Source organism: Psychrobacter sp. KFRI-CH2-11 (genome assembly GCF_038239325.1).
GTDB classification, from domain to species: domain Bacteria; phylum Pseudomonadota; class Gammaproteobacteria; order Pseudomonadales; family Moraxellaceae; genus Psychrobacter; species Psychrobacter celer.
Genome location: NZ_CP151283.1, coordinates 1,337,183 through 1,362,462 on the forward strand (window position 1 = coordinate 1,337,183; position 25,280 = coordinate 1,362,462).

Genomic DNA, 25,280 nt, shown 5'->3' on the forward strand with positions numbered 1-25,280 from the left:
TTTTGGTTGGGTCTGCTAAAAACGAAGACAGGCAGGATGTGCTCTAAAAATACAGCGCCGCTTGCCCAAAAAAGTATATCAGTCCCAACGCATATAACAAGGAAGAGACATGACAGACAATACCCAAAATATCAATGAGCATATGCCGCATCAAGCCTCTAGTATCGCGCACACTGCCGAAGAGATGCGAGCGCAATTTGAGCATCTACAAGCGCTGAGCCGTACGCAGCCGATAAACGACTGGGCCACGCGTGAGACGCAGCTGGATAACCTTGAGATGATGCTCAGCGACAACCAAGCCAGCTTTGCCAGTGCCATCAGCGCTGACTTTGGCCATCGTAGTGAGTCTGAGACGCAGTTTGCTGAGTTGTTCCCGAGTTTTACAGGGATTAGTCATGCCAAAAAACACGGCAAAAAATGGATGAAGCCCCAGCGTGCGCCGATCTCGGCACTGTATATGCCAGCCCACAACGAAATCCAGCCGCAGCCGTTAGGTGTGGTCGGCATCATGGTGCCTTGGAACTATCCGCTGTTTTTGGCCGTAGGCCCGATGATAGATGCGCTCGCTGCTGGCAATAGAATCATGATTAAAATGAGTGAGGCGGCACCAAAGTTTGCGCAGACGTTCGCCGATGCTGTGGCTCGTTATTTTTCCTCCGACATGATATGTGTGGTGCTGGGCGAGGTCGATATCGCGGTGGCTTTTAGTGAGCTGCCGTTTGATCATCTGCTGTATACTGGCTCGACAGCGGTCGGCAAAAAAGTCATGGCCGCCGCCGCCCCCAATCTGACGCCAGTGACGTTAGAGCTGGGTGGTAAGTCGCCGGTGATCGTCTTGGATGATGCCAATTTGGAATCGGTGGTCAATCGCGTGATGATGGGCAAGACACTAAATGCTGGTCAAACCTGTATCGCCCCTGATTATGTGCTGATTCCCCGTCGTTATCATGAGTCATTTATCCAAGCGGCAAAAGACTGGATGGATAAGCACTATCCTAATATTGAGCACAATCCTGACTACTCGCGCATCATCAATGGCGCGCAGTTTGAGCGTGTAAAAGGCTATTTGAACGCGCTACCAAGCGAGCAGGTGCATGCGCTGACCTCGATTGAGGCCAACAGCGAAAAACGCCTGATGCCGCCTGTGATCGTTCGGGAGCCTGCGTTAGACAGTGAGGTCATGGACAATGAGATTTTTGCGCCGATTTTGCCTTTGATACACTACGAAACGCTAGATGATGCCATTCACTTGGTCAATTCGCGCCCGCGTCCGCTGGCTTTGTATGTATTTGGCGAACATCAAGGCGATATAGAGCAAGTGCGTAATCGCACGGTTTCAGGTGGTCTGTGTGTCAACGAGGTCATCATGCACGTGGCGCAGCATGACTTACCCTTTGGCGGCGTTGGTGATTCGGGCACCGGTGCTTATCATGGTAAGGCAGGATTTGAGCGTCTTAGTCACATGAAGCCGGTGTTTGTACAGGCCAAGCTCAACGGCATGAATTTACTACTACCGCCTTATGGTGGACTGTTTAAAAAAGCCATGGCTCTATTTTTAAAGTAGCACTCAAACACAGTCGCCTTGTAAGTCACTGTGTCCGATATAATCATGCTCAGTGTAGCCATGCCTGATACAGCCTTATGGCGACACGTTTTAAGCATACTTATGCATCTACCTAGGTAGGTGCTTTTTTTTGGCCAAATAGCGGTAGACTGCGCATGGGTAGTGAACAATAAGCATTTGTCATCTCTGTGAGAAGTCGCTACACTTTGTAGTACCTCTAAACAACGGCAACCTATCATTTAAGCCAATCGCTCATGCGTGCTACTGACGCAAGAGATTCGTTCATACTTACGTGTAGGTATAGGCGAGCGGCACCCATCATCAATAGGACTGAGCATGCGCCAATGGATTGCGTTAAGTTTACTCTGTATGAGTATATTACTCCTGCCCGTGGCAGCCTCGGCGGCCTGCCAATCACCTGTCAAATTTGGCGCGCTGACATGGGAGAGTGGTCAGTTTATCTCTGGGGTACTCAAGTATATCGTCGAAGATGGCTATGAGTGTGCGGTCGAGGAGGTGCCAGGTGCTGGCCCTGCGCTCGAAACCGCGCTGTCGCAAGACGATATTCAAGTCATCGGTGAGCAGTGGGTTGGGCGCTCACCGATCATGGAACAGGCCATTGCGCAAGATAAAGTTGCTGTCATCGGCGATACGCTCAAAGGCGGCGCAACCCAAGGCTGGTATGTGCCCAAATACGTGCTAGAAGAAAATCCGGGACTGCGCAGCTACCAAGATCTGCCCAAGTATGCCCATTTGTTTGAAGACCCAGAAGATCCAGACAGTGCTCGTTTTATGAATTGCCCTTCTGGCTGGACTTGTGAGGTGTTTAATACGCGGCTACTAAAAAATACAGGATTGGACGGTGTTTTTAACAACGTGCATCCCGGTACGGGCGCGGCACTCGATGCCGAGATATCGTCTGCATTTGAGCAGCACAAACCCTTATTGTTTTATTACTGGCAGCCGACAGGGTTGATGGCGAAATACGACTTTGCCGCGCTTGAGTTTCCTGCGCACGATGATGCTTGTTGGCAGGATTTGCTGCGCGCAGATGGCAGCGCTGACTGCGTCTCAGGCTTCCCCGTTTCTCCTTTGGGGATTGCTGTCTCCACCCCGTTTATAGCGTCCCACCCAGCGCTGGTTGATGTTTTTAATAACGTACAGTTTAGTGCCGATGCGCTCAATGGCGCTATCTTAGAGATGAGTGAAAACAAACGTAGCGGCGAAGAGCAAGCGTTGGTGTTTTTGCGCGAGCATCCAGACGTCTGGCGCACGTGGGTGACTGACGAAGCGGCCATCAATCTAGCAGCGCAGTTAGGTATTAGCCTCACAGGTGCGGCAGCCAACGATAGCACTATCGCTCATGATGATGGCATCAATAATCACGCATTTGGCCTTGCATCGAGCTTTCCATCATGGTCGCTTGAGACCCCGCTCAATAATACCTTGGCAAGCGTGGTAAAAAACTACGGTGAGGTGTTTCGTACCATCAGTACTTTGGCACTTACTTATTTATTATTACCGATTGAGCGGCTATTGACCGCAATGCCGCCATGGCTGCTTATCTTACTCGTCACGGTATTGGGATGGTTTGCGGTTCGTAAGGTGTGGTTTGCCTTGGCATGCGGTGCAGGGCTGTTTTTGATCGGTGCTTTTGGGCTGTGGGGCGCGCTGATTGATACTTTTGCCCTGCTAATCGTCTCGGTGCTGGTGACAGTGGTGATTGGCATTCCGATCGGGATTGCGATGTCGGGCAGTAAGATACTGCGTAAGATAGTCACGCCCATTTTGGATGTGATGCAGACCATGCCAAGCTTTGTATATTTGATTCCGGTGCTGATGCTATTTGGAATTGGTAAGGTGCCAGCGCTGTTTGCTACCGTCATTTATGCCTTGCCGCCGCTGATTCGCCTGACGACGCTGGGTATTACCCAAGTCGATCATGAGATGATCGAGGCAGGGCGCTCGTTTGGCAGTACGCATCGTCAGCTGCTGATTTGGATTAAGCTACCACAAGCATTACCAAGTATCATGGCGGGGATCAATCAAGCAGTGATGATGTCACTGTCCATGGTGGTGCTGGCTTCTATGATTGGGGCGCCAGGTCTTGGCGAGGATGTGCTGCAGTCTATTCAAACGCTAAATATCGGTCAAGGGCTACAAGCAGGCACCGCGATCGTCATCGTCGCCATTATCATTGATCGTATCACTCAGGCATTTGGTCAAGGCAAGCGCGCCCGCCAAAAAACCATCGACGCTGGCAAGCGTCCGATAGGTTGATAAGTAGCGGCTGCATCGAGCTAAGCTGTGCTAAACCGCATAAAACCCCCATAGCGAGAACCATGATGAACCATATTCAGCTTGAAAATATCAGTAAGATTTATAATGCCAGCACGGCGCAGGCGCAGGTAGCTTTATCGCTATTGGCGCAAGGGATGGACAGTACCGAGGTCAAAGAGCAGACAGGGTATTCGGTCGGGCTTTATGACATCAACCTCGCCATCAAAGCAGGGGAGCTGCACTGTATCATGGGGCTCTCAGGCTCAGGCAAGTCGACTTTGATACGGCATATCAATCGTCTAATAGACCCAAGCTGTGGCAAAATATGGGTCGATACCAGCCTGCATACAACAAACCCTAGTCGCGCGCCTGCCACGGCAGTAGCAGAGGAGACGCAGACTACAGCGCAAGCAGGATCGTCTGCTATCGATATATTGACGCTCAATGATAAAGCGCTGCAGCAGTATCGTCAGCATACCGTCAGTATGGTGTTTCAGCACTTCGGCCTAGTACCGCACATGACTGTCATACAAAACGTTGCCTATGGCCTACGGGTACGAAAGATGAGTACCAAAGCGCGCCATGAGATTGCACGGCATTGGCTCAATGAAGTCGGACTGCCCAATCTAGAGCACAGCTACCCTGACGAGCTATCAGGCGGTATGCAGCAGCGGGTTGGGCTGGCACGGGCACTGGCGACAGACAACCCAATCTTGCTGATGGATGAGGCGTTTTCTGCCCTTGATCCGCTGATTCGTGCTCAGCTACAAGACCAACTGCTGGAGCTGCAAGATCGGCTGAACAAGACCATCGTTTTTATTACCCATGATATCGATGAGGCCATCAAGGTCGGCCAACGCATCAGCATCTTAAATGGTGGTCGTTTGGTACAGACGGGCACCCCGCAGCAGCTACGTCACGACCCTGCTGATGATTATGTGGCGCAGTTTATGCACACTAAGTCGTGATGCTTGTTTTGGTGTTTTTTATCGACAGCAAAAGCATTTTGCACGATAGAGTGTAGGGTTTGATTGGCGATACAGTGGTTAACAAAAACTCAATATGAAACCGCTGTTTTTAATATTGTCTGAATTGTATTTAGGCAAAGATGGTCGTACCATAAAAATATCTGCCACTCATAGCAGTGTGAGTTAAAGGACCTATTTAGCAGTGTGAGTTAAAGGACCTATTATGTCAAACCAGCCTACCGATAAAAACGATCAACCACGCCACTTAAATTGGTACAAAGATCAGTCAAGTATCAGCCACTCTATAAATAACGTTGCCGCCAACCCCTCATCACAGCATTTAGTAAAACAGCCCCCTCACTCAAAACCATCACGCTACCTAAAAACTGCCAGCCGCTATGGTGTGATGACGGTGCTCAGCGCTGGGCTGCTGATGGCTTGCGGCCAAATGAGCAATGCTGATAATAGTGCCAGTAGTAGTGCTGGCAGTAGTGCCAGTCAGCAAAACAGCGGCGTGACCAGCTCACGAGATATGCTGCCATCTGACATGCTTGGGCAGATGCAAGCATTGCCGCAATTGACCACAGGTCTGGGCGAGACAGGCGCGGCAGTGATCGACTCTGATAAGCCGACCTTGGTTAAGTTTTGGGCGAGCTGGTGCCCGCTGTGTTTGGGCACGCTGGCCGAAACCGAAGCGTGGCGCCTCGATTCTAAGTTCTCTGGTTTAAACGTAGTCACTATGGTAAGTCCTGGTCATCTCAATGAGAAAGCTGAGGGTGAGTTTGCCTCATGGTATGCAGGCGTGCAGTCAGAGTATCCCAAACTACCGGTATTGACTGACCCTTCTGGCGCTATCATCAAGCAGCTGGGCGTGCAGGTCTATCCAAGCTGGGCGATACTGGATAAAAACGGCAACTTGGTACACTTAGTCAAAGGCAATATATCGCCCGAGCAAGCGTATGCGCTGGCGGACAATGCCGAAAACGACTTTGCCGAGCTAAAGGCTGGCAGTAGCAAGCCTGCAACCGCCCAAGCGGCAGCCAGCAATAGCAAGATTGAAACCATCAAGCAAAAAGATGGGGTGTATTATAATGACAAAGGCAACGCCATCAATACCCGCTCTATCTATCTGGCAGGTGGCTGCTTTTGGGGTGTTGAGGCCTATATGGAGCGTGTCGATGGCGTGGTCGATGCGCTATCAGGCTATGCCAATGGGGATACTGCCAATCCCAGTTATGAGCATGTCATTCGCGGCTCAGGGCATGCTGAAGCAGTAAAAGTCACTTATGATGCTGATAAGATAGATCTTGATACGGTTTTGCAGTATTATTTTCGCGTCATTGACCCGACCAGCCTAAACAAACAAGGCAATGATCGCGGTGTGCAGTATCGTACTGGGGTGTATTATACCGATCAAGACGATAAAGCGGTCATCGACGCGGCGCTAAAGCGAGTACAGAGCCAATATAAGCAAAAAGTTGTGGTCGAAAATGAACCATTAGACAACTTTTATGTGGCGGAGATGTATCATCAAGACTATCTGGCAAAAAACCCCAATGGCTACTGTCATGTCGATCTCAGCCTCGCTGATGATAAGCTTGAGAGTACGGCACCACCCAAGCTTGCGCCTGTCAGCACCGTCGCAGAAGCGCTAGAGCCCAAGCGTTATGCTGGGTTTGATAAAGGTGCGCTAAAGCAGACGCTCACCAAGGCTCAGTACAATATCACTCAACAGGCAGGGACAGAGCGGGCGTTTAGTCATGAGTATGATGATTTGTTTGCCCCTGGGATTTATGTCGATGTGGTCTCGGGCGAGCCTTTGTTTTTATCCACGGATAAGTACCAGTCAGGCTGCGGTTGGCCAAGCTTTACCAAGCCCATTGATATGCAGGTGATTACCCAGCACGAAGACCGAGCGTTTAATATGGTGCGTACCGAGGTGCGCTCGCGGGTCGCGGACTCACACTTGGGTCATGTGTTCCCCGATGGGCCAAAGGATCGTGGCGGCCTACGTTATTGTATCAATGGTGGCGCGCTGCAGTTTATCCCCGTCGATGTGATGCCGCAGTCAGGCTATGCGCCTTTGGTCAAACTGATTACATCGTAGTAATGCTATCTATCGACAGCGTTGTACAATGTTATACACTGTTTTGCCTTTTTTGATCCATTTAGCTGACTCTTAGCTGACTATCAATTAAATTGAGGACACGCCTTAATAAAAGCACCAAGAAAGCATGAACTCTGAAAAAAGCAGCAAATTTCGTTATACTTGACGACTGATGAATGCGCGCTGCAAACGTGCTGTTTGTGCGCCATATCTGGTTGTTTATCATATTATATACTGTGTCGCTTTGAGTATTAGGTGACGTTATTTTTTATTTTTGTGTTTCTAAGGCCATAGTATGACCGTTACCTATGCACCTATTATTACCTCGTTACTTGATAACGATTTGTACAAATTCACCATGCTCCAAGCCATGCTGCATCAGTTTCCACAGACGCATGGGGTTTATCGCTTTCGTTGCCGCAATAATAAGGATACTGTCTATCCCTTAGCCGATATCAAAGACGCTCTAGAGCAGCAACTAGATAGTCTGTGCGAGTTACGGTTTTTGGAAGATGAATTAGAATATCTGCGCGGTTTGCGCTTTATTCGTTCAGACTTCGTTGATTATCTCGAGCTGTTTAAGCTCAAGCGCCGTTTTATCACTGTCAGCACCGATGAAAAAGACAGACTGTGCATCGATATCGAAGGACCGATGATACAGGCGATGTTTTTTGAAGTGTTTGTTTTGGCCATTGTCAATGAGTTGTATTTTAGTGCCTTATCAGACGCTCAAGTTTTGGCAGAAGGCCAGCACCGGCTAGACGCCAAAGTTGAGCTATTGCATTATTATGCAGCCGAGCAAAGCAGCTATAACCCCGATACACCGCCTTTTATCGTGGCTGATTTTGGTACGCGTCGCCGCTTTAGCAAATCTTGGCAAGCGCATGTGGTGGAGACCTTACATAAGGCTGCTCCAAAGATAGTTGGCGGCACCTCAAACGTTTATCTAGCAAAAAAACTGGGAATGACGCCGATCGGTACGATGGCGCACGAGTTTATGCAGGCATTTCAGGCATTGGATGTGCGTTTGCGCGATTCACAAAAAGCGGCGCTGGAAGCGTGGGTCCATGAGTATCGCGGCGACTTAGGAATCGCGCTGACAGATGTCGTCGGTATGGATGCGTTTTTGCGTGATTTTGACTTGTATTTTGCCAAGCTGTTTGATGGCTTGCGTCACGACAGTGGCGACCCCTATGTGTGGGGTGACAAGGCCATCGCGCATTATAAAAAGCTCAAGATAAACCCCAAAACTAAGATTTTGACTTTTAGTGATGGTTTGGATTTGGACAAAGCGTGGGAGCTGCATCAGTATTTTAAAGACCGTATCAAAACCAGCTTTGGCATCGGCACCAACTTGACCAATGACATGGGCATCACCCCAATCAATATCGTGCTAAAGCTGGTCGAGTGTAACGGTCAGCCTGTGGCAAAATTGTCTGACAGCCCAGGCAAGACCATGATTAATAATGACACGTATCTTGCCTATCTTCGCCAAGTGTTTGAGGTGGATACGCCATAATAAAGCGCCATTAGCGGTTGCTATTTTGATCACTACTCTCTGTGCGATCTTCTTCAGCAAACGCCGCATCTAGCGCTTGCTGTACGGCATTGATGCGGGTTTCGCAGACGCGATACGCGGCGATTGACTCTTCGACCGTGGTCATAAGGTTGTCGATGTCTGGTTCATCTTGCTGCTGTAGCTGCTCGGCATTGGTTTTTAAAATATCGTAAGCCGCCTTAAAGGTTTTCGGGGCGGCTTTTTTGCGTCGGCGAGTCGGGGTAGTCATAAGGTTTTCCTAAGCTCTGGTAATGGTTTTGGTAGATAATAGGGTTTAAGTAATTAGTTCTTAAACGTTGTTGTCTGATTCGGTTAGCGTATTAGCAGATTCTGTCCTCTTGTGATTGTCTTTAACCTCAACAATCTGTGCCTGTGCTTTGCCATCTTTTAAGACGATATGAATGGTTTGCTCAGGATAAAGCTGCGTGCTGCTGGTCAGAATTTGTTTGTCTTTGGCATCAGTGAGCATGGTATAGCCTTGCTTGAGCACACGAGAAGGACGGTGCAAAAGGACAATGTCGCGCAGATGCTCGCTGTTACGCTGCGCTTGTATGACGCGCAGCTGGGCGGTTTGTATCACTGTTTTTTGGTAGTTTTGACTATAAGTAGAAGCGGCTGCTAATTGCTGATAAGCCAAGGATTGAGTCTGCGCGCGCAGATTGCTGGTGAGTCTGGCGGCTTGCTTAACTTGGCGCTGGGCGCTTTGCTGAATGCTACGCCACGCATAATCACTGTCTTTTCGCAGTGCGGTCAGCTGACCGATGGTTTGCGATTGGATATGGCTCAATTGTCGTGACGTTTTTTGCTCAGCCATCGTGAGCTGCTGTGTGGCGGCTTGTTTGATGTGTGCTTGGTATTGCAGCGTTTGGGTAATGAGCTGAGCCAGATGGCTGATAATCGCTGCGATGACTTTTGATGGCGTATCAAAGCTGGTATGCGCCACCTCATCTAGAATGACTTTATCCCGCTCATGACCGATGCCGACCCACACATGAACAGGCTGCTCAGCCACCAATGCTGCCAGCTCATAGTCATTTAAGTAAGCCAAATCGCCCACCGCACCGCCGCCACGGATAATTACTAATAAATCTGGCAAACGCTGATAGGTATCTTGGAATTGCTGCTGCGCACTGACGATGGCTTGGCGAATCTCGCTTGGCGCATGATTGCCCTGAAAGGTGGCATGATGGTAATGAAACTGACAAGCACCGGTACTGGCTAAGCGGTCTGCATCGGCTTGAAAGTCGCCCAATCCTGCGGCTTTTTCGGGAGCGATGACCAGCACATGCTCGATATCGAAGGGTGTCGGTAGCTGCTGATTGAGATGTAGGAGTCCTTCGCCCGTTAAGCGGTCGACCATCTCAGCATACTGCCGCGCCAAATCGCCTAACGTGTAGCTTGGATCGATATCCTCGATCGTGAGCGAAAAGCCATACTGCGCATGAAAACCTGCCGATACTTTGAGCAATACGGTCAGATCGCGCTCAAGCGGCATGCCCGTTGCGCGCTCAAACTTCGCCAAAACGCGGGCGGCCTTAAAGCGCCAGAGGTTGCCGCGGCAGCTGGCCACGACCTTACCATCGTCATCTTTTTCGGCCAACTCAAAATAATAATGTCCGCCTTTGCTCGATAAGTTGCGAATCTCAGCCTTCACCCACACGCGATGGTTAAAGGTTTCTTTTACCACCATCTCTACCGCCGACAAGTAGTCACTTAAGCGCAGCACCGTGTCTTCTAAACTGACTTCTAGGCTGTTTTCTTGCTCAGCAAGCTCAGCTTCTAACGTCGCCAAGTCTTTGGCAGGGGTTAGGACTTTGGCTTGTTTGATATTTGAGAGATTGGGTTTGCGCATAATAGGAGACCAAAGCCGACTAAGACATAAAAGTATAAAGTGGGACAAAAAGGTATGAAATGGTTGCTATCAAAACCAAAGAGACCATGTTGTAAAAAGCAATGCGGCAAAAAACGCGGCAAAAAAACAACCAACCCTAATAGCGCCGCGTGTATCGCTTAAGGTTTTGAGCTGATGATAGTTTACCTCAAAAGCGCGGTCACAAAAAGAGAAGCCAACCGATCTGCTGCATAAATGCTGTGACAAACAGAAGGGCTGGCGAGTGGCTAGCGGCGGTGTTTGCGCATCATCACGTTATTGGCAGCGAATTATTGGCAGCGAAAGCTGATGGTGTATTCATAGTCGTCATCACGCGATAAATCTGGTGAACCGGTACCAAAGATACTACCGAGCACCGCGCCAGCTTGTCCAACCATGCGGCCTGTGCGCTCATCCAAGATACCATTGTAGTTGACTGTGTCCTCAATGATAATTACTTGCTTGCTGCGGCACGTTTTTTGAGCGCTATCGATGGCATTTTGTTGTGCTTTAACTTTTGTATCGGCGATACCGGTGGTTTCGTAGGTAGCGTTGGCGCGTTGAATGACCGGTGATGACGGGGTGCTTTGGCAAGCGCTCAAAGCAAGTGCGGCGGCCAATGTGGCACCAAAAGCGGCGGTTTTATTCATAGTAATCATAATGTATTCCTCAATTTAGACGTTGAGTATTTTAATGATGATAAATGGCACTGACGCTTTGCCAGTCACCACTACACAATCAGTATGAATCTAACCCATTCGGCGCTTTGGTGTCTAGGTAGTTATTGTGTGCGCTCTTACCGTTGTCTTACTTATAGGCATTTAGGCGGTTACTAGGGTGTTTCCTCATTTTAAAAATGGCGATAAAAATGAGATAAATCGCCGTCAAACAAGGAAAATAGCGCAGATAATATTGAGATATTAGTCAGCTATTTGACACCGTTTGGCCAGATTTAGCCATTTTTAGCCCATTTAGATGGCTATTGATTGAATTGAGGACACGCCCTAAGGCGTCTGTACAGCAAATCACTTGAAATATAAACCATATCTAGGATAATTGAGACATTCATTCTTAATTAAGTAAGTAATAATATGCACCTGATTCCTGCTCCTGCTGGCGTGCTCGAGGTCGATGCGCTCTGGCAACAAGACAACCCTAACGATCCCAATACCGATACGGTGGCGCTGCTTTGTCACCCCAACCCTTTGTTTGATGGGACGATGAATAACAAAGTGGTCACGACCATGTACCGCTTTGCTCGCGATAGTGGCATGCATGTGGTGCGGTTTAATTTTCGCGGTGTCGGTCAGTCCACAGGCGAGCATGACTATGCCGATGGCGAAGTCGTCGATGCGATGACCGTGCTACAATGGATCGCTGAGCAAACCGGCGCGCGAAAGCTGTGGTTAGGCGGTTTTTCCTTTGGCGGGTATGTCACCGCGCGCGTCGCCGAACAAGTGCTTGAGGCCTCACATATCTGGGACGTGAGCGATTTTGAGCTTATAAATATCGCGCTTATCGCGCCATCGGTAGAAAAAAACGACAGTAGTGATATCGACTTACCTGCTGATAAGACCTTTGAGATTTATGGTAATGCTGATGAGGTGATTGACCCTGCTAAGATGCAAGCATTTGCGGATCGTCTGGGTATCGCCGTCAGTGTGGTCGATGGGGCGGGGCACTTTTTTCATGGGCGTTTGTCTGAATTAAAAAAACTGCTTGAGCACCACAGTATTTCTGGATGATAGTTTTTCTAATGATAGCTTTTCTGGACGATAGCTAGGACCGATTGCTATGAGCGCCGCGTCAGCTATATACAATGGTAAAAATACAACCATTTGATTTTATTAAATAAATTTTATTAAACAATGAGTCGCATTATGAGTTTATCCCCGTTGCAACGCTACGAGCAAGCCATCAGCACAGGTGAGTTTACGCGAGATGAACAGCAATATCAGGCCATGAGCTATCTCGATGAGTTGTATCATCAGCTCAGTGACAGCGTGCCACAAAAAAAGCGCTTTTTTAGCTTTTTGAAATCCAAGCCTGCTGCCCCAAAGGGTCTGTATATGTGGGGCGGGGTAGGCCGCGGTAAGACGTGGATGATGGACATGTTTTATGACTCGTTGACCATCGAGCGTAAGATGCGGCAGCACTTTCATCATTTCATGCAGCGCGTGCACCAAGAGCTTAACGCGCTCCAAGGTCAAAGTGATCCACTCGAAAAAGTCGCTGATATTATTTACAAAGAAGCGGTGGTGATTTGTTTTGATGAGTTTTTTGTCTCCAACGTCTCTGATGCCATGATCTTAGGCGATTTGTTTACCATGCTGTTTAATCGCGGCGTGACGTTGGTCGCCACCTCCAATATCGAGCCAGCAGGACTGTATAAAGACGGCCTGCACCGTGACCGCTTTTTGCCTGCGATTGCTGAGGTCGAGCACCATACTACGGTGATGAATATCGACTCAGGCATTGACTATCGTTTGCGGGTACTGCAGCAAGCTGAGCTGTATGAGTCACCATTGACCAAGGCCAATCATCATTGGCTGGCCAACCGTTTTGCCAGCCTCTCTAACAACCAAAAAATCAGCAAAGAGCCCATCGTCATCAATGGCCGCTCGATTAAGGTCAACGCCCGCACCGAAGATATCTTGTTTTGTGACTTTAGACACTTGTGTATGGAGCCGCGCTCTGCTGCAGATTTTATCGAAATCGCCAAACAGTTTAGTACGGTGCTGGTCGATGTGGTGCCAGCCTTAGACGATGATTTACGTGATCCAACGCGGCGCTTTATTTATCTGGTCGACGAGTTTTATGATCGCCGTGTCAAGCTACTGGTGCGTGCCGAGCAGTCTATTCTTGAGCTCTATCAAGGAGAAAAACTGGCTTTTGAGATTGAACGTACACGTTCGCGTTTGCTTGAGATGCAATCAGAAGACTACCTGCGTACGGAGCATCGCACCGAAGAGGCTGCGTAGCGGCAATGGCTGTTGAGTACAGTAATAGCTGTTGAATGCAAGGGTGTGTTAAAGGTATAACAAAGGCGTGATATTGTGTGCGCATGCAATGGTTTTTAGTCGTTTTGAGTAAAAAATAGCTTTAAGGATTATCAAAGCTTGACGCAACCCGTCTGTGACCACAAAGTAAATAAGGAGCGGTAATGACTACCTCTGATAAAAATAATAAAAAGCAGTCTATACAAAGTATCGACACGGATGATATGCCAGTCAATAGCGACGCGATGATCGGCTGGATTGGCTCGAGGCGCAGCATGGGCAATCTAGACACGCCTGCACCTACCCGTGCTCAGATAGAAGCAGCAATCGCCTGTGCGGCCACAGCGCCTGACCACAAAAAGCTGCAACCGTGGCGGTTTATCGTGACCGAAGGTGAGGCGCGTCGTCAGTTGGGCGCGGCATTGGTGAGCGCCGCAAAGGCACAGGCTGCACAACAAGGTGAAGTGCTGACCGAAAAAACCATCGAAAAAACTCATACCATGCCGCTACGTGCACCTGTTATCATAACGGTCGTGACCAACATGCAAGCACACAAAAAAGTGCCGCCTTTTGAGCAGCTGCTCAGCGCAGGCGCCGCTGTCCAAAATATGCTACTGGCTCTAAAGGCACAAGGCTTTAGTACGGTATGGCGGACAGGCTTGCTTTGTAATGAGCCTGCGGTCAAGGCATACTTTGGCGTGGGGCCAGATGATTATATTACGGCTTTTGTTTATACTGGCACCAGTCCTAAGGATGAGCCTACACGCAAGCCCATTGACATTGAACCGCTCATACGTTTTGAGTCATAAGGCGTACAGGCGCTTTGGTTTAGATGCCCACGATATATAATAAACACAGCCGGCATCTTGGTTTTCAATCACGATAATGCTACTTATAATCAGTCAGTCAACACGGATACCAGAACATGACTAGCCCTAACGACAGTAATAAAGACACCAATAACGAGCATAATGACACGGATAAGCAAAGCTCTGACAAACAAAACAGTCTGCTGGCAGGCATCATCGAGCGCGCCACCAAATCAGGTCTGGGCCGTAAAAAGCTCAATCCCAGTGCAGTAGAGTCTGCCGTTGCAAAAAACATGGCCAAAATCCATAGCAATCCGACCAAGCTGCGTTTGGCGTTTTTGGGCGGCGGCAGTTTTGGTACCGCCATGGCAAACCTCGCGGCGCGGAATGGCTGTGATACCACGCTTTGGGTGCGCAATAAGCGCACTGTGAAGGCGATGGCAAAAACCCAAACCAACAAAAAATATCTGCCAGGACATAAGCTTGATGATCGCTTAAAATACAGTCATGACTTGGCCGCCGCAGTCAAAGACAAAGACATTATTTTTATTGCGGTGCCTGGTTTGGCCTTTCGTGAGACACTAAAAAACATCGCGCCTTTTATCAGTGGGCAATCCATTGTTTCTTTGACCAAAGGTATGGAAAAAGACACGTTTGCCTTGATGAGTGACATCATCAAAGAAGAGTTGCCAGAGGTGAATTTTGGCGTGATGTCAGGGCCCAACCTGGCCATAGAAATCATGAAAAACATGCCCTCTGCTACGGTGATTGCGAGTGAGTCTGAACCGCTGCGTCACGCAGTGCAAGCAGCGCTGCATAGTGCGTTTTTTCGGGTATTTGCCAGTGATGATGTCAAAGGCGTAGAGCTGGGCGGCGCGCTCAAAAACATTTATGCGATTGCTATGGGTATGGCAGCGGCCTATGAAGTCGGCGAAAACACCAAGGCCATGATATTGACCCGCGCTTTGGCTGAGATGAGCCGTTTCGGGGTCGAGGCGGGGGCCAATCCATTGACATTCTTAGGCCTATCAGGCGTTGGTGATTTATACGCAACCTGTAACTCAGAGCTCAGTCGCAACTTTCGTATCGGTAATATGCTTGGCCGTGGTATGAATATCGATGCGGCAGTCAAAAAGCTGGGTCAGACCGCGGAAGGGGTCAATACCATCCAGCAAGTGCACGAAAAAGCCACCCGCGAGGGCATCTATATGCCCATCACTCATGCCCTCTACGCCGTCATTTATGAAGACAAGGCCGCCTTGGGTGTGGCTTTGCATCTGATGGAAGCTGGGTTTCGTAGCGATGTCGAGTTTGTGATGGCGCATGATCATAGCAATGCAGCGCTGACGGCACATATGAAAAGCTCAGCCAGCAAAACCGCTGACAAGGACAGTGATAAAGACAAATAATACGCCAAATAAAAAGCCGACTTGCTAAAAACTCGCAGTAGGTATGTAGCGCTTAGGCGGCATTAAGGAAGCTTATGAAAATTATATTGGTACGTCATGGTCAAGCAGAGAACGACACGCGGCCAGACAGCGCGCGTCAACTGACAGATCTGGGTAGAGAGCAGGCGGCGCAAACGGCAGAGTTCGTGATGACGCGCTATCAGCCAGATCAGTTTGTCGTGAGTCCTTATGATAGAGCGCAGCAAACCTTGGCCGCGCTTCAAGCCTGTGCGCCAACAGTGCCCTTTGTCATACTAGATAACATTACGCCAGCAGATGATGCGCATCAAGCCTTGATCGACCTTGGTCATATTGAAGCCGAGTGCTTGGTTGTGGTGTGTCATATGTCAATCGTCGCTCACATCGCAGGACTGCTGATAGGGGAGTATCCTGAGTCGTTTGCCTTGGCAGAAGCACGAGTGTTTGAGATGGACTTTGTGATGGCTGGCATGGCGCGGGAAACGGATCGCTTTGTACCAAAGCAACCTTATTAGGGCGTGTCTTCAATTCACTTGATAGCTATCTAAATGGGCTAAAAATGGCCAAATCTTGCCAAACATCGTCAAATAGCTGGTCAATATCCTGATATTAACGGCGCTATTTTCCTTATTTGGCTGCGATTTATCTCATTTTTATCACCATTTTTGAAATGAAGACACGCCCTAGCTTGTTTGATGTGATGCGTGTTTTGCCCGTGACTATGATCGTCACCCAGTAGCGGTTGTCTACACAATAACGCCACCTACCTTTGATAAATGCTTTAATGATTAAGGACACGCTTAGTGATACATGTTTGGTTACGGGCGCAGCATAGCCCACTGGCTGTCTGGCATGAAGACCTCCAACACTGGCAAAGCGTTGAGGGGTGGCAGCAGCTACAAGAGAGGTATGGTAATTATAAAGCCAATGGAAAAAATGCGGTCTGCCTGTACTTTCCATCCAGTCATGTATTGCAGGTAGATACTGAGCTAAATACTGCCCAGCTCAAGCAGCTGGGCAATAGTGGCAAGCAGTATTTGTTTGAAGAGATGTCCTTGACTCCTGTGGAGCAGTTGGCCGTTCGCCAGATCAGTCACGCTGAGCGTCATCAATTGTATGCCTTGGCGCAGAGCGATATCGACTCATGGCAACAAAGCGCGCAGTTGGCTGGCATGAGCCTTATCGCACTATTGCCTGATTTTTTGTTATTGCCTGCGCCAACGGAGCAGGCCGGTCAGCAAATCACGCTTTATCAAGACGAGCAAACCACTTTGCTGCGCCAGTCTGCATGGCAGGGCATGGCGGTCAGTTATTTACCGCTGATTTTTGAGCGTTTTCCGCACTTAAGCGAGGTGAGCCTTTTGCCGCCTATCACCGCTATAGAACAGCCAGACGAGCTGGACGCTCGGTCTGATTGGTTTGCCTGCACCGCTGCGCTTATCGCTGATCATCAGCTGCTGCTGACGCCGCTATCTGACCCCCCAGTACCACTTGAAAACCCTGAGCGCCATGCGCTAAATTTCTTTGTAAAATCCGCAGATTCTCAGTTATCGCCGTATTTGCGGGTGGCGATGATGGTGGCGTTGGCAGCGCTAGTGCTACAAATAGCAACCGATGGCGTGCAGTGGTATCAGTACCAGCAGGCAGCCACGGCGACCAAAGCTGAGATTGCAAATCAGTATAACTCTTGGTTTGCCAACGAGCCACTGAGCAGTCGCAACAAGCTACAAATACAGCTGCAACCAAAACTGCGCCATGACAGTCAAGCACAAGCGTCTCATATGGCGACACTGGCACGGATATCACCCTTGATCAAGCAGTCTTCATTGCATGCACAAGCTTTGGTGATGCAGCCCTCTGCGCTGAGTTTTACCTTGATTGCTTCTGATCGTGGTAGTCTTGACCAGTTTACCAGCACCTTGGTCGCCCAAGGCATCGATGCAAAGCTGGCTCAGGTCAATAGCACTGAGCAAGGGCAGTTCAGTGGTCAGATCACAGTAGCGGTCGCAGAGAGTGCGGACTTGCAAGCGGCCACGGCGACCTCATAGTCTAAGTCTTTCTTACTTATCGCAAAATCAGCAAAAGGTAGAAAATGAAACGTTTACAGCGCCGTGCCAAGAGCCGCAACAGCATTGCTGAGCCGAGTAAGCTGATAAAGGACAATGCTTTATTGGAGCACTTTAGTCATTACCGAAACACCTTATCGTCGCGCTGGCATGCCTTGCCATCACGCGATCAGCTAGCGCTAACGGTACTGTCTGTGTTTTTATTGGTGTTTGTGGGCGGTTATGGTGGCTATAGTATGCATCAAGCAGCAACAGACAGTAAAAACGCTTATCAAGCGCAAGTGGCTGACTATTTTTGGCTGCGTGCTCAGGCAGGCAATATCGACAGTCAGGCGCTCACTGCATCTGCTGCTCCAGACGGCGCAGCGGCCATGCCGCCTGCCAGCCGCGTCAGTACGCTACTTGATCACTCAGGCATTGCCAACGCGCAAGTCGTCGCGGCGGGCGATGCGGTACAGCTCAGCTTTGATCATGCCAGTCAAGCGGTGGTCAGTGGCGCACTTGCCAAGCTGCAGCAGCAGGGTTGGCAGTTTACTCAGCTATCGATGCAACAGGATTTAACCAGTCAGTTGATACAAGTACAAGCGACCATCGCTCAGTGAGTCATCTATGAGCGTCAATCACGGCGCTCACGCTACAGAGTCATTAGCTACTGAGTCATCTGCGGCAGGCTATTGATAGATGCACCATTGAAAACCCCTTTGTTTGACACAATGAACTAAGTATCAGTCACTGTCAGATATGGATGCGTACAATGGCCAATTATCCTATGAATAACAATAACAATCAGGCGAAGGATACTATGAATAGCGACAAACGCCGCTCCTTAATCACCTACAATCACATCACTTATCTGCTCTATGTGGTCAGTTATTTTACCGCAGGTCTGTTGTGGATTGTGCCGATCGTGATGAACTATGCTAAGCGTCATGATGCCGATGGCTCATGGCTTGCTACTCATTTTGATTGGCAAATCAAGACTTTTTGGTACAGTATTGTTTGGTTTGTCTTGGGCATTGTTATTATTGCCTTTGCGCTCGGTGGATTTGGAGTGAGTATGTTGGCCGATAGTAGCAACAACATGGCCATCGGTTCGGTACTACTGGCAGGGGTGGGATTGCTAATAATGCTGTTTACTTTTATTTGGCATCTCTACCGAATCATCAGAGGCTGGATTGCACTCACAGACAATCGCCCTGTGCCTTAATATAAAAATTTAGCCCATGAAACTTTGCTCTTATTTCTGTTAAGCTGATATAATCGCAGCGCTTGATCTTATTCGCACTTTTCATTCACCATAACTTTCGAGCAGGGTCTGCCACCATTATGTCTTATGCCTTACTTCGCCCTTTTTTGTTTAATATGGATCCTGAGCACGCCCATGAAATGACACTGTCTTTATTGGACAAAGCGCACAGAGCGCGTGTATTGGGGTTGGCCTATGGTCAGTTGATGCAGCCTACTGACTGTATGGGATTGCAGTTTTCCAACCCTGTAGGGTTGGCCGCTGGACTGGACAAAAACGGCGATTATATCGATGCGCTGGCGGAGCTGGGTTTTGGTTTTATTGAGGTCGGGACCGTCACGCCTCGAGCGCAGGCGGGCAATGAGAAGCCCAGACTCTTTCGAATCAAACAAGCCGATGCGATTATCAATCGTATGGGGTTTAATAATCAGGGCGTTGATTATCTGATAGAAAACGTTAAGCGGTGTAAATACAAAGGCAATATCGGAATTAATATTGGCAAAAACGCCGACACCCCTGTAGAGCAGGCGGCCGATGACTATGTATACTGTCTTGAGCGTGTCTATCCGCATGCGTCTTATATTACGGTCAATATCTCCTCGCCCAACACCAAAAACTTACGCGATTTACAAAGTGGTGAAGCACTGACGCAGCTGCTGCATACGATCAAAAACCGCCACAGTCAGTTGGCTAGCGAATATGGCTTTTATGTGCCATTGGTGCTAAAGGTCGCTCCAGATTTAGAGCCGTTACAAGTTGACTATATATCGCAGCAATTAATAGACTTTGAGATTGATGGTCTAATCGCAACCAATACCACGCTGAGCCGAGTCGGGGTTGAGGATCTGCGAGATGGCGATCAAGCAGGCGGGCTATCAGGTCGTCCGGTGAGCCATACCAGCACCCAGATATTGCAGCAGTTCTCAGATCAGCTAGAGGGCAAGGTGGCACTGATTGGGGTTGGCGGTATCGACAGCGGTGCCAAAGCGGTCAAAAAAATCGAAGCAGGAGCCGATATGATACAGCTATATACTGGGCTTATCTATCGTGGGCCGGGTCTGGTACAGTCTTGTATTCAGGCGATCGGCGGCTATTATGACGCCATGGAAAGCTAAAGCATGTCATCAGCGGCACTCTCTCACCATACAGATGATACAACCAATGAGGCATAGGACATGAGTGGTTTGGATATCGTGATTGCTATCGTCGTCTTGGTTGGACTTTGGCGCGGCTTTCAGGTAGGTCTGATTAAGACGGCAGTAGGTTTGCTGGGCTGGTTTGTCGCCCTGATCGCCGCCACTCGGTTGGCAGGTTCGATTGCTCCGCAGCTGGTGGGTGTGGTACAGAACCCTGTTTTGCAGATAGCCATGGCGTTTTTATTGGTGGTGATTGTTATTTTGGCCATTATGCACTTGGTTGCTTTTGTATTCTCCGGTGTTCTTCAGACGCTGCGTTTGGGTGTGTTGGATAAAATGGCAGGCGGCGTACTTGGCGCGGCAAAAAACGTACTGATGGTCTTGGTGGTGCTGAGTGTCAGCGCGCCTCTGCTGGTACAAATGCCGCAGTGGCAAACGTCCGTCCTCGCGCCAGAGCTATTGCCTTATGCACCGATGGGTAAAGCCTTGGTGTCAGATGTACTGGGCATGGCGTGGGATCAGGTTAATCAGTCTTAAGCGTTCGATATCATCGGCCAATTTTGGTTAGACCAAATTTTATGACATTATCTTCGTATTCTTCCTTGATAAAAAATGATTTGATAGCAATTACAGCTCATAAACGGGCAATCGACATTCTAGAGTCGATAGCGGGCGTTTTTGACAAATAACACATCAGTGTAGTAAGAGATATCATCAGGTAGATGGCAAGGCGATGCTGGCTGTTAAACAGGCCGCTCTAAAGTCTCGTCGTCATTGTAGTACTAATGTATGGGTCAAAATAGGATAAAACTATGTGTGGAGTCGTTGGGGTTGCAGCTCATGAGCCAGTCAATCAGATTCTTTATGATGGCTTGACGATGCTACAGCATCGCGGGCAAGATGCAGCAGGTATTGTGACGTTGCAAGATGGACGACTCTATCTGCGTAAAGAAAACGGCATGGTCCGTGATGTGTTTATGAACCGTCATATGATCAAGCTGGTCGGCAAATTTGGTATCGGCCACGTACGCTATCCAACAGCGGGCACCTCTAGCAGCGCAGAAGCTCAGCCATTTTATGTCAACTCGCCTTATGGCATCACCTTGGCACACAATGGTAATTTAACCAATGCTGAGAGTTTGGCAAAAGAGCTGTACATCGAAGATCGTCGCCATCTAAATACCGACTCTGACTCTGAGGTCCTGCTCAACGTACTAGCGCATGAGATGCAAAACTTGGGCAAAACCAACCCAAGCGCTGACGATATTTTTGAAGCGGTAAAAGCGGTATATAGCCGCTGCGAAGGCGCTTATGGCGTGGTCGCTTTGATCACAGGTCACGGCTTATTGGCGTTTCGTGATCCAAACGGTATTCGTCCGCTGATTTTTGGTAAGCGCATGGCACCCAACGGCGGCACCGAATACATGGTGGCATCTGAGTCTGTGGCATTGACAGGGTCAGGCTTTAGTATCATTCGCGATGTCAAACCAGGCGAAGCAATTTTTATCGATTTGGATCACAAGCTGCATACCCATCAATGTGTTGAGCAAAAAGAATACACGCCTTGTATCTTTGAGTATGTTTACTTTGCCCGTCCAGACTCTATTATGGACAACATCTCGGTTTACAAATCACGCTTGCGCATGGGCGAAAAACTGGCAGACAAAATCCTTACAGAGTGGGGCGACGATCACGATATCGACGTGGTGATTCCTATTCCAGACACCTCGCGTACCTCTGCGATGGAGCTGGCGCTAAAGATGAACGTCAAGTACCGTGAAGGGTTTATGAAAAACCGCTATATCGGGCGTACTTTTATCATGCCAGGTCAGCAGCAGCGCAAAAAATCTGTCCGTCAAAAGCTCAGTGCAGTACCGCTTGAGTTTAAGGGCAAAAACGTACTGTTGGTAGATGACTCTATCGTCCGTGGTACGACTTGTCACGAGATCATCCAGATGGCGCGTGATGCTGGTGCCAACAAAGTGTTTTTTGCCAGTGCCGCGCCGCCAGTCAAGTATCCAAACGTGTATGGTATCGATATGCCGGTGCGTAGCGAGCTGATCGCCTCTGGTCATACGGTAGAGGAAGTACGAGATATCATCGGTGCTGATCGTTTGATTTTTCAAGATTTAGAGGATTTGATTGACGCGGTCAAGGACACCAAGTACAGCAAAGTAGAGGGGTTTGATTGTGCCGTATTTAATGGCTGCTATATCACAGGTCAAATCAACGAAGCCTATCTTGACCATCTACAAGAGCAGCGCAGCGACACTGCCAAAACAGGTAAAAAAGGCGTGCAAATCGTTGCTGATACGCCAGTCGATATGATGGGCGTCGAAGAGCTATAATGTCTCACTGAGCAGCCGCTCATAGTATCTAATAAAAAGGCTGGACTCTTATCAGAGTTCAGCCTTTTTTATCACAAGATAAATATAAAGATAACGCGGCGCTGCTATAAAACTGTTAGCCCAAAAACTGAGTAAACAGCCATAGCAGCCCATTAATGGCAGCGATACCAACGACCATACTGACCAATAACTGACGGCTGATATGATAAACCAGTAGCACCAACAGTAGCGCGCCAATCTGTGCCATCAGAAAATGTAGCTCTGCGCTATGCATACCGGTGGTCACTGATAAGTTTTGATAAGAAAGGCTGGTGAGGATAAGTAGCACCATCACTGATAAGGGCAGGCTTTCGTTTAAACGGTGTAGCCACGGCGTGTCCAGCAGCTTTTTTGGTATCAAAGCGGGGAGTGCACGCGTGACAAAGGTCACTGCAGCCATCGCAAAGGTGGCCAAAATCAGATAACTACTGCTCATGAGCGTCTCCTTTTATACCGCGCTGTACCCAAAAACCACGTGCCAAAATCATCAACATACAAATAAAAATGGCCACCAACAATAACCAGTTACTGGTAAATACTGAGGCAATCAATAACGCGATAATGGCAATGCCAATAGGGAAATAGCGTTTGATGCTCTGAAACTGCTCATAGGCCAATATCGCAAACAGACAGACCAGCGCAAAATCTAAATGCGGCACCATATCACTAAGGGTGCTGCCGATCATCACTCCGATCGCGCCCGCCAACACCCACCAGCTTTGGTTAAACAGGCTAATGGGTAAAATGAGCGACCGCCTTGACTCATGAGGTAGGCTGGTCATCACCGAAAATGTCTCGTCGGTCAAGGCAAACAAACAGTAGGTTTTTGCGATTTTATTTTGCGGGAGAGATTGAAGCAATGGCATTCCATAAAACACATGACGCAGGTTAATTGCGGCAATATTGGTTGCCATATTGCCAATCGGTAGGCCGGCACTTAGCATGGGCAAGCAGGCGTACTGAGCGGCGCCTGCATAGAGTACGACACTGAGCATAATGGTCGCCCATATAGGGACGCCCGCTACCTGCGCGAGCACACCAAAGGCTATTCCCGCTGGCAGATAACCCATTGCCACAGGCAAACTTTTTTTAAATCCCTCGGCCCAGTTATAGTGGGCCCTATGCTGCTGATGTAATGGTTTTGATTGAGTAGTCACGTGACATCCTAATTTTCTTACTGACTTTTTTTATTAACTTGCTATAACGTTTTTATATCGAACTGACGATATCAACATCGGAGCAAATGCCGCCTTACGCGTCTATTTGGAGCTTTTCATAATCGCCTGTCTGATGAGCCCGGTATAAAAAACCTATTAAAATGATAAGTCTGAGTAGTAATAGGCTCCAGACACTCAGCCAAATACCAGTCATATCCCACTGCTGATAGAGTAGCCAGCTTAGCGGAAAAAAAACAGCCGCTAAGATAAGCGCAGCATTCCGAATCACCTTACCAGCAGTTAAACCAAAAAATATGCCATCCAGCCAATATGCGCCCACACCGACTAAGGGTAAAAGCACCGCATACAAGTGATATTGGTCAGCTAAGCGAAACACCGCCTCGATGTTGGTCATAAATGGCAGGTAGATAGGCATGGCCAGCCACCAAACCGCGCTTAATAAGATAGCCAGCGTGTAGCTGACGACCCCAGTGCGCTTGATAACGACGCGAAAGCTTGCCCAGTCGCGTCGCCCAGCTGCCTGTCCGCTCAGCGTCTCAGCGGATACAGCAACGCCATCTAAGGCAAAGGCTGATATGCTCAATACTTGTAATAATATGGCATTGGCAGCCAATATAACATCGCCACTTTGAGCAGATAGACGGGTAATCCAAGCAAAGCTTAACGTTAGAATCAGCGTACGTATAAAGATGTCTTTGTTCAGTGAAAATAGCCTAAGCATTTTATCTTTAGTAAAGTGCTGGCGATCAGCACAAATCAAGGTTCGCCAAGATATCTTTAGGTGCCGGCAGCTCAGCCATAAAGCCAATAATACACCTGACCAAAACGCAATGGTGGTGCCCAGTGCCACCCCGACCAGCTCCATCTGTAACCCAAAGACAAAAAACAGCGTTAGGACAATATTGAGCACGGCGATAAAGCCCTGCTGATACAGCATATAACGGGTTTTGCCTTGTCCTGCAAACCAGCCAATAAAAGCAAAGTTCATCAGCTCGGCGATGACACCCCAAAAACGCACATCCAAATACGTCTTGGCCGCGTGGCCACTCTCAGGATTGGCCGACAGTGCCTGTAGGCCAAAGTCTATTAGCCAAGGTTTTGCCAGCAGCAATACCAAGCCGATGGCCGTGGCTAATAATAAAGCACGCTGTAAGATGGACAATAAAGGAGTGATAGCATGATAATCAAGTGTGTTTTTATCTTCGCTTGCCCCGTCCATACGGCCCGCCAGTTGCCCCAGAGCTTGCGCGGATAGCCCAGACGATGCATATTGCAAAAAGTTAAAACTGACTAGCAGTAAAGACAGCAATTGTATCGCAAGCCCCATACCTGCAAGCTTAGCAGTATTATTCATATTGCCGACGATGGCCGTATCGATCACGCTTTGTAGCGGCATGGCCAGATTTGCCAGCAAAACTGGCAGCGCAATTGCGATGATGCGCGCGTAGCGGGTATCAATCGGTGGTAAGGCGTTAGCAGAGGAGGCGGTAACTGACATTTTTGACCCGTTTTATGCCCTTTGTTAAAGACAGTGCGCTGTCGTAGGCGATGCTAAATAAAATCGACATACAATATGATGATACGTGATAGACATACGTCTTTTTGCTGGCTGAGGCTGTCTTATATTGACCTGATTGTGGTCAGTAGTCCGTAAACGCAGCAAAAAGACAAAAGCACCTAGACTC

General features: G+C 48.7%; 22 protein-coding genes. 16 read left to right on the forward strand and 6 right to left on the reverse strand.

Translation table 11 applies throughout. From position 1 onward, the window contains the following. Positions 1-109 precede the first annotated feature (109 nt). From AADH33_RS05605 to pncB, 5 genes are all read left to right on the forward strand, one after another. Positions 110-1,564, forward strand: a complete 1,455-nt coding sequence (locus AADH33_RS05605; protein WP_348549838.1) for a coniferyl aldehyde dehydrogenase — start codon at positions 110-112, stop codon at positions 1,562-1,564. Between the two features lie 336 nt (positions 1,565-1,900). Continuing rightward, positions 1,901-3,844, forward strand: coding sequence for a glycine betaine ABC transporter substrate-binding protein (locus tag AADH33_RS05610; protein WP_348549839.1), 1,944 nt, complete (start codon positions 1,901-1,903; stop codon positions 3,842-3,844). Between the two features lie 65 nt (positions 3,845-3,909). Next, the gene (locus AADH33_RS05615; RefSeq protein WP_348549954.1) at positions 3,910-4,812 is read left to right on the forward strand and encodes an ATP-binding cassette domain-containing protein; all 903 of its coding nucleotides are present in this window, start codon (positions 3,910-3,912) and stop codon (positions 4,810-4,812) included. Between the two features lie 223 nt (positions 4,813-5,035). Further along, positions 5,036-6,919, forward strand: coding sequence for a bifunctional peptide-methionine (S)-S-oxide reductase MsrA/peptide-methionine (R)-S-oxide reductase MsrB (gene msrAB / locus AADH33_RS05620; RefSeq protein ID WP_348549840.1), 1,884 nt, complete (start codon positions 5,036-5,038; stop codon positions 6,917-6,919). Positions 6,920-7,214: 295 nt separating this feature from the next. After that, positions 7,215-8,438, forward strand: coding sequence for a nicotinate phosphoribosyltransferase (pncB, locus tag AADH33_RS05625; RefSeq protein ID WP_075102100.1), 1,224 nt, complete (start codon positions 7,215-7,217; stop codon positions 8,436-8,438). A 10-nt stretch (positions 8,439-8,448) separates the two neighbouring features. Here the strand turns inward: pncB and xseB are convergent, their stop codons facing one another. The 3 genes from xseB to AADH33_RS05640 form a co-directional block, all read right to left on the reverse strand. Next, positions 8,449-8,706 carry an exodeoxyribonuclease VII small subunit gene (gene xseB / locus AADH33_RS05630; protein ID WP_075102099.1) on the reverse strand — a complete coding sequence of 86 codons (258 nt, stop codon included), beginning with the start codon at positions 8,704-8,706 and terminating at the stop codon, positions 8,449-8,451. A gap of 60 nt (positions 8,707-8,766) precedes the next feature. Next, complete coding sequence (gene xseA / locus AADH33_RS05635) at positions 8,767-10,329, reverse strand: exodeoxyribonuclease VII large subunit (RefSeq protein ID WP_075102098.1); 1,563 nt, start codon at positions 10,327-10,329, stop codon at positions 8,767-8,769. A 308-nt stretch (positions 10,330-10,637) separates the two neighbouring features. Continuing rightward, entirely contained in the window at positions 10,638-11,006 is a 369-nt protein-coding gene (locus tag AADH33_RS05640; protein ID WP_075102097.1) for a hypothetical protein, read from the reverse strand. A 432-nt stretch (positions 11,007-11,438) separates the two neighbouring features. On the opposite strand from AADH33_RS05640, the gene AADH33_RS05645 reads away from it, so the two are divergent. The 11 genes from AADH33_RS05645 (at position 11,439) to purF (ending at position 22,378) form a co-directional block, all read left to right on the forward strand. Further along, positions 11,439-12,092 carry an alpha/beta hydrolase gene (locus tag AADH33_RS05645; protein ID WP_075102096.1) on the forward strand — a complete coding sequence of 218 codons (654 nt, stop codon included), beginning with the start codon at positions 11,439-11,441 and terminating at the stop codon, positions 12,090-12,092. Between the two features lie 135 nt (positions 12,093-12,227). Further along, positions 12,228-13,328: a cell division protein ZapE gene (zapE, locus tag AADH33_RS05650; protein ID WP_075102095.1), complete on the forward strand. Its 1,101-nt coding sequence runs from the start codon at positions 12,228-12,230 to the stop codon at positions 13,326-13,328. Positions 13,329-13,510: 182 nt separating this feature from the next. Then, the gene (locus AADH33_RS05655) at positions 13,511-14,155 is read left to right on the forward strand and encodes a nitroreductase family protein (protein ID WP_075102094.1); all 645 of its coding nucleotides are present in this window, start codon (positions 13,511-13,513) and stop codon (positions 14,153-14,155) included. A 116-nt stretch (positions 14,156-14,271) separates the two neighbouring features. Further along, complete coding sequence (locus AADH33_RS05660; protein WP_075102093.1) at positions 14,272-15,564, forward strand: NAD(P)H-dependent glycerol-3-phosphate dehydrogenase; 1,293 nt, start codon at positions 14,272-14,274, stop codon at positions 15,562-15,564. A gap of 74 nt (positions 15,565-15,638) precedes the next feature. Continuing rightward, on the forward strand, positions 15,639-16,097 hold the full coding sequence (gene sixA, locus AADH33_RS05665) for a phosphohistidine phosphatase SixA (RefSeq protein WP_075102092.1): 459 nt from the start codon (positions 15,639-15,641) through the stop codon (positions 16,095-16,097). A gap of 288 nt (positions 16,098-16,385) precedes the next feature. Next, positions 16,386-17,630, forward strand: coding sequence for a type II secretion system protein GspL (gspL, locus tag AADH33_RS05670; RefSeq protein ID WP_348549841.1), 1,245 nt, complete (start codon positions 16,386-16,388; stop codon positions 17,628-17,630). Positions 17,631-17,674: 44 nt separating this feature from the next. Next, positions 17,675-18,250 carry a type II secretion system protein GspM gene (gspM, locus tag AADH33_RS05675; RefSeq protein ID WP_348549842.1) on the forward strand — a complete coding sequence of 192 codons (576 nt, stop codon included), beginning with the start codon at positions 17,675-17,677 and terminating at the stop codon, positions 18,248-18,250. A gap of 152 nt (positions 18,251-18,402) precedes the next feature. Beyond that, a complete protein-coding gene (locus tag AADH33_RS05680) occupies positions 18,403-18,855 on the forward strand; it encodes a DUF4870 family protein (protein WP_100749450.1) in 453 nt (150 codons plus the stop codon). A 119-nt stretch (positions 18,856-18,974) separates the two neighbouring features. Continuing rightward, entirely contained in the window at positions 18,975-20,009 is a 1,035-nt protein-coding gene (locus tag AADH33_RS05685) for a quinone-dependent dihydroorotate dehydrogenase (protein ID WP_075102088.1), read from the forward strand. 60 nt (positions 20,010-20,069) lie between these two features. Further along, positions 20,070-20,567 carry a CvpA family protein gene (locus AADH33_RS05690; RefSeq protein WP_192992885.1) on the forward strand — a complete coding sequence of 166 codons (498 nt, stop codon included), beginning with the start codon at positions 20,070-20,072 and terminating at the stop codon, positions 20,565-20,567. Between the two features lie 275 nt (positions 20,568-20,842). Continuing rightward, complete coding sequence (purF, locus tag AADH33_RS05695; protein ID WP_348549843.1) at positions 20,843-22,378, forward strand: amidophosphoribosyltransferase; 1,536 nt, start codon at positions 20,843-20,845, stop codon at positions 22,376-22,378. Positions 22,379-22,493: 115 nt separating this feature from the next. Here the strand turns inward: purF and AADH33_RS05700 are convergent, their stop codons facing one another. From AADH33_RS05700 to AADH33_RS05710, 3 genes are all read right to left on the reverse strand, one after another. Then, positions 22,494-22,853, reverse strand: a complete 360-nt coding sequence (locus AADH33_RS05700) for an AzlD domain-containing protein (RefSeq protein WP_348549844.1) — start codon at positions 22,851-22,853, stop codon at positions 22,494-22,496. Continuing rightward, entirely contained in the window at positions 22,843-23,487 is a 645-nt protein-coding gene (locus AADH33_RS05705; RefSeq protein WP_317053790.1) for an AzlC family ABC transporter permease, read from the reverse strand. Before AADH33_RS05705 ends, AADH33_RS05700 begins: the two co-directional genes overlap by 11 nt. 181 nt (positions 23,488-23,668) lie before the next feature. Continuing rightward, a complete protein-coding gene (locus AADH33_RS05710; protein ID WP_348549845.1) occupies positions 23,669-25,093 on the reverse strand; it encodes an MATE family efflux transporter in 1,425 nt (474 codons plus the stop codon). Positions 25,094-25,280: the final 187 nt, after the last annotated feature.

What these genes read in the sequence shown, in the direction of transcription:
- AADH33_RS05605 (WP_348549838.1), top strand. Translation starts at nt 110, where the DNA reads ATGACAGACAATACCCAAAATATCAATGAGCATATGCCGCATCAAGCC.
- AADH33_RS05610 (WP_348549839.1), top strand. Translation starts at nt 1,901, where the DNA reads ATGCGCCAATGGATTGCGTTAAGTTTACTCTGTATGAGTATATTACTC.
- AADH33_RS05615 (WP_348549954.1), top strand. Translation starts at nt 3,910, where the DNA reads ATGAACCATATTCAGCTTGAAAATATCAGTAAGATTTATAATGCCAGC.
- msrAB (WP_348549840.1), top strand. Translation starts at nt 5,036, where the DNA reads ATGTCAAACCAGCCTACCGATAAAAACGATCAACCACGCCACTTAAAT.
- pncB (WP_075102100.1), top strand. Translation starts at nt 7,215, where the DNA reads ATGACCGTTACCTATGCACCTATTATTACCTCGTTACTTGATAACGAT.
- xseB (WP_075102099.1), bottom strand. Translation starts at nt 8,706, where the DNA reads ATGACTACCCCGACTCGCCGACGCAAAAAAGCCGCCCCGAAAACCTTT.
- xseA (WP_075102098.1), bottom strand. Translation starts at nt 10,329, where the DNA reads ATGCGCAAACCCAATCTCTCAAATATCAAACAAGCCAAAGTCCTAACC.
- AADH33_RS05640 (WP_075102097.1), bottom strand. Translation starts at nt 11,006, where the DNA reads ATGATTACTATGAATAAAACCGCCGCTTTTGGTGCCACATTGGCCGCC.
- AADH33_RS05645 (WP_075102096.1), top strand. Translation starts at nt 11,439, where the DNA reads ATGCACCTGATTCCTGCTCCTGCTGGCGTGCTCGAGGTCGATGCGCTC.
- zapE (WP_075102095.1), top strand. Translation starts at nt 12,228, where the DNA reads ATGAGTTTATCCCCGTTGCAACGCTACGAGCAAGCCATCAGCACAGGT.
- AADH33_RS05655 (WP_075102094.1), top strand. Translation starts at nt 13,511, where the DNA reads ATGACTACCTCTGATAAAAATAATAAAAAGCAGTCTATACAAAGTATC.
- AADH33_RS05660 (WP_075102093.1), top strand. Translation starts at nt 14,272, where the DNA reads ATGACTAGCCCTAACGACAGTAATAAAGACACCAATAACGAGCATAAT.
- sixA (WP_075102092.1), top strand. Translation starts at nt 15,639, where the DNA reads ATGAAAATTATATTGGTACGTCATGGTCAAGCAGAGAACGACACGCGG.
- gspM (WP_348549842.1), top strand. Translation starts at nt 17,675, where the DNA reads ATGAAACGTTTACAGCGCCGTGCCAAGAGCCGCAACAGCATTGCTGAG.
- AADH33_RS05680 (WP_100749450.1), top strand. Translation starts at nt 18,403, where the DNA reads ATGGCCAATTATCCTATGAATAACAATAACAATCAGGCGAAGGATACT.
- AADH33_RS05685 (WP_075102088.1), top strand. Translation starts at nt 18,975, where the DNA reads ATGTCTTATGCCTTACTTCGCCCTTTTTTGTTTAATATGGATCCTGAG.
- AADH33_RS05690 (WP_192992885.1), top strand. Translation starts at nt 20,070, where the DNA reads ATGAGTGGTTTGGATATCGTGATTGCTATCGTCGTCTTGGTTGGACTT.
- purF (WP_348549843.1), top strand. Translation starts at nt 20,843, where the DNA reads ATGTGTGGAGTCGTTGGGGTTGCAGCTCATGAGCCAGTCAATCAGATT.
- AADH33_RS05700 (WP_348549844.1), bottom strand. Translation starts at nt 22,853, where the DNA reads ATGAGCAGTAGTTATCTGATTTTGGCCACCTTTGCGATGGCTGCAGTG.
- AADH33_RS05705 (WP_317053790.1), bottom strand. Translation starts at nt 23,487, where the DNA reads ATGGGTTATCTGCCAGCGGGAATAGCCTTTGGTGTGCTCGCGCAGGTA.
- AADH33_RS05710 (WP_348549845.1), bottom strand. Translation starts at nt 25,093, where the DNA reads ATGTCAGTTACCGCCTCCTCTGCTAACGCCTTACCACCGATTGATACC.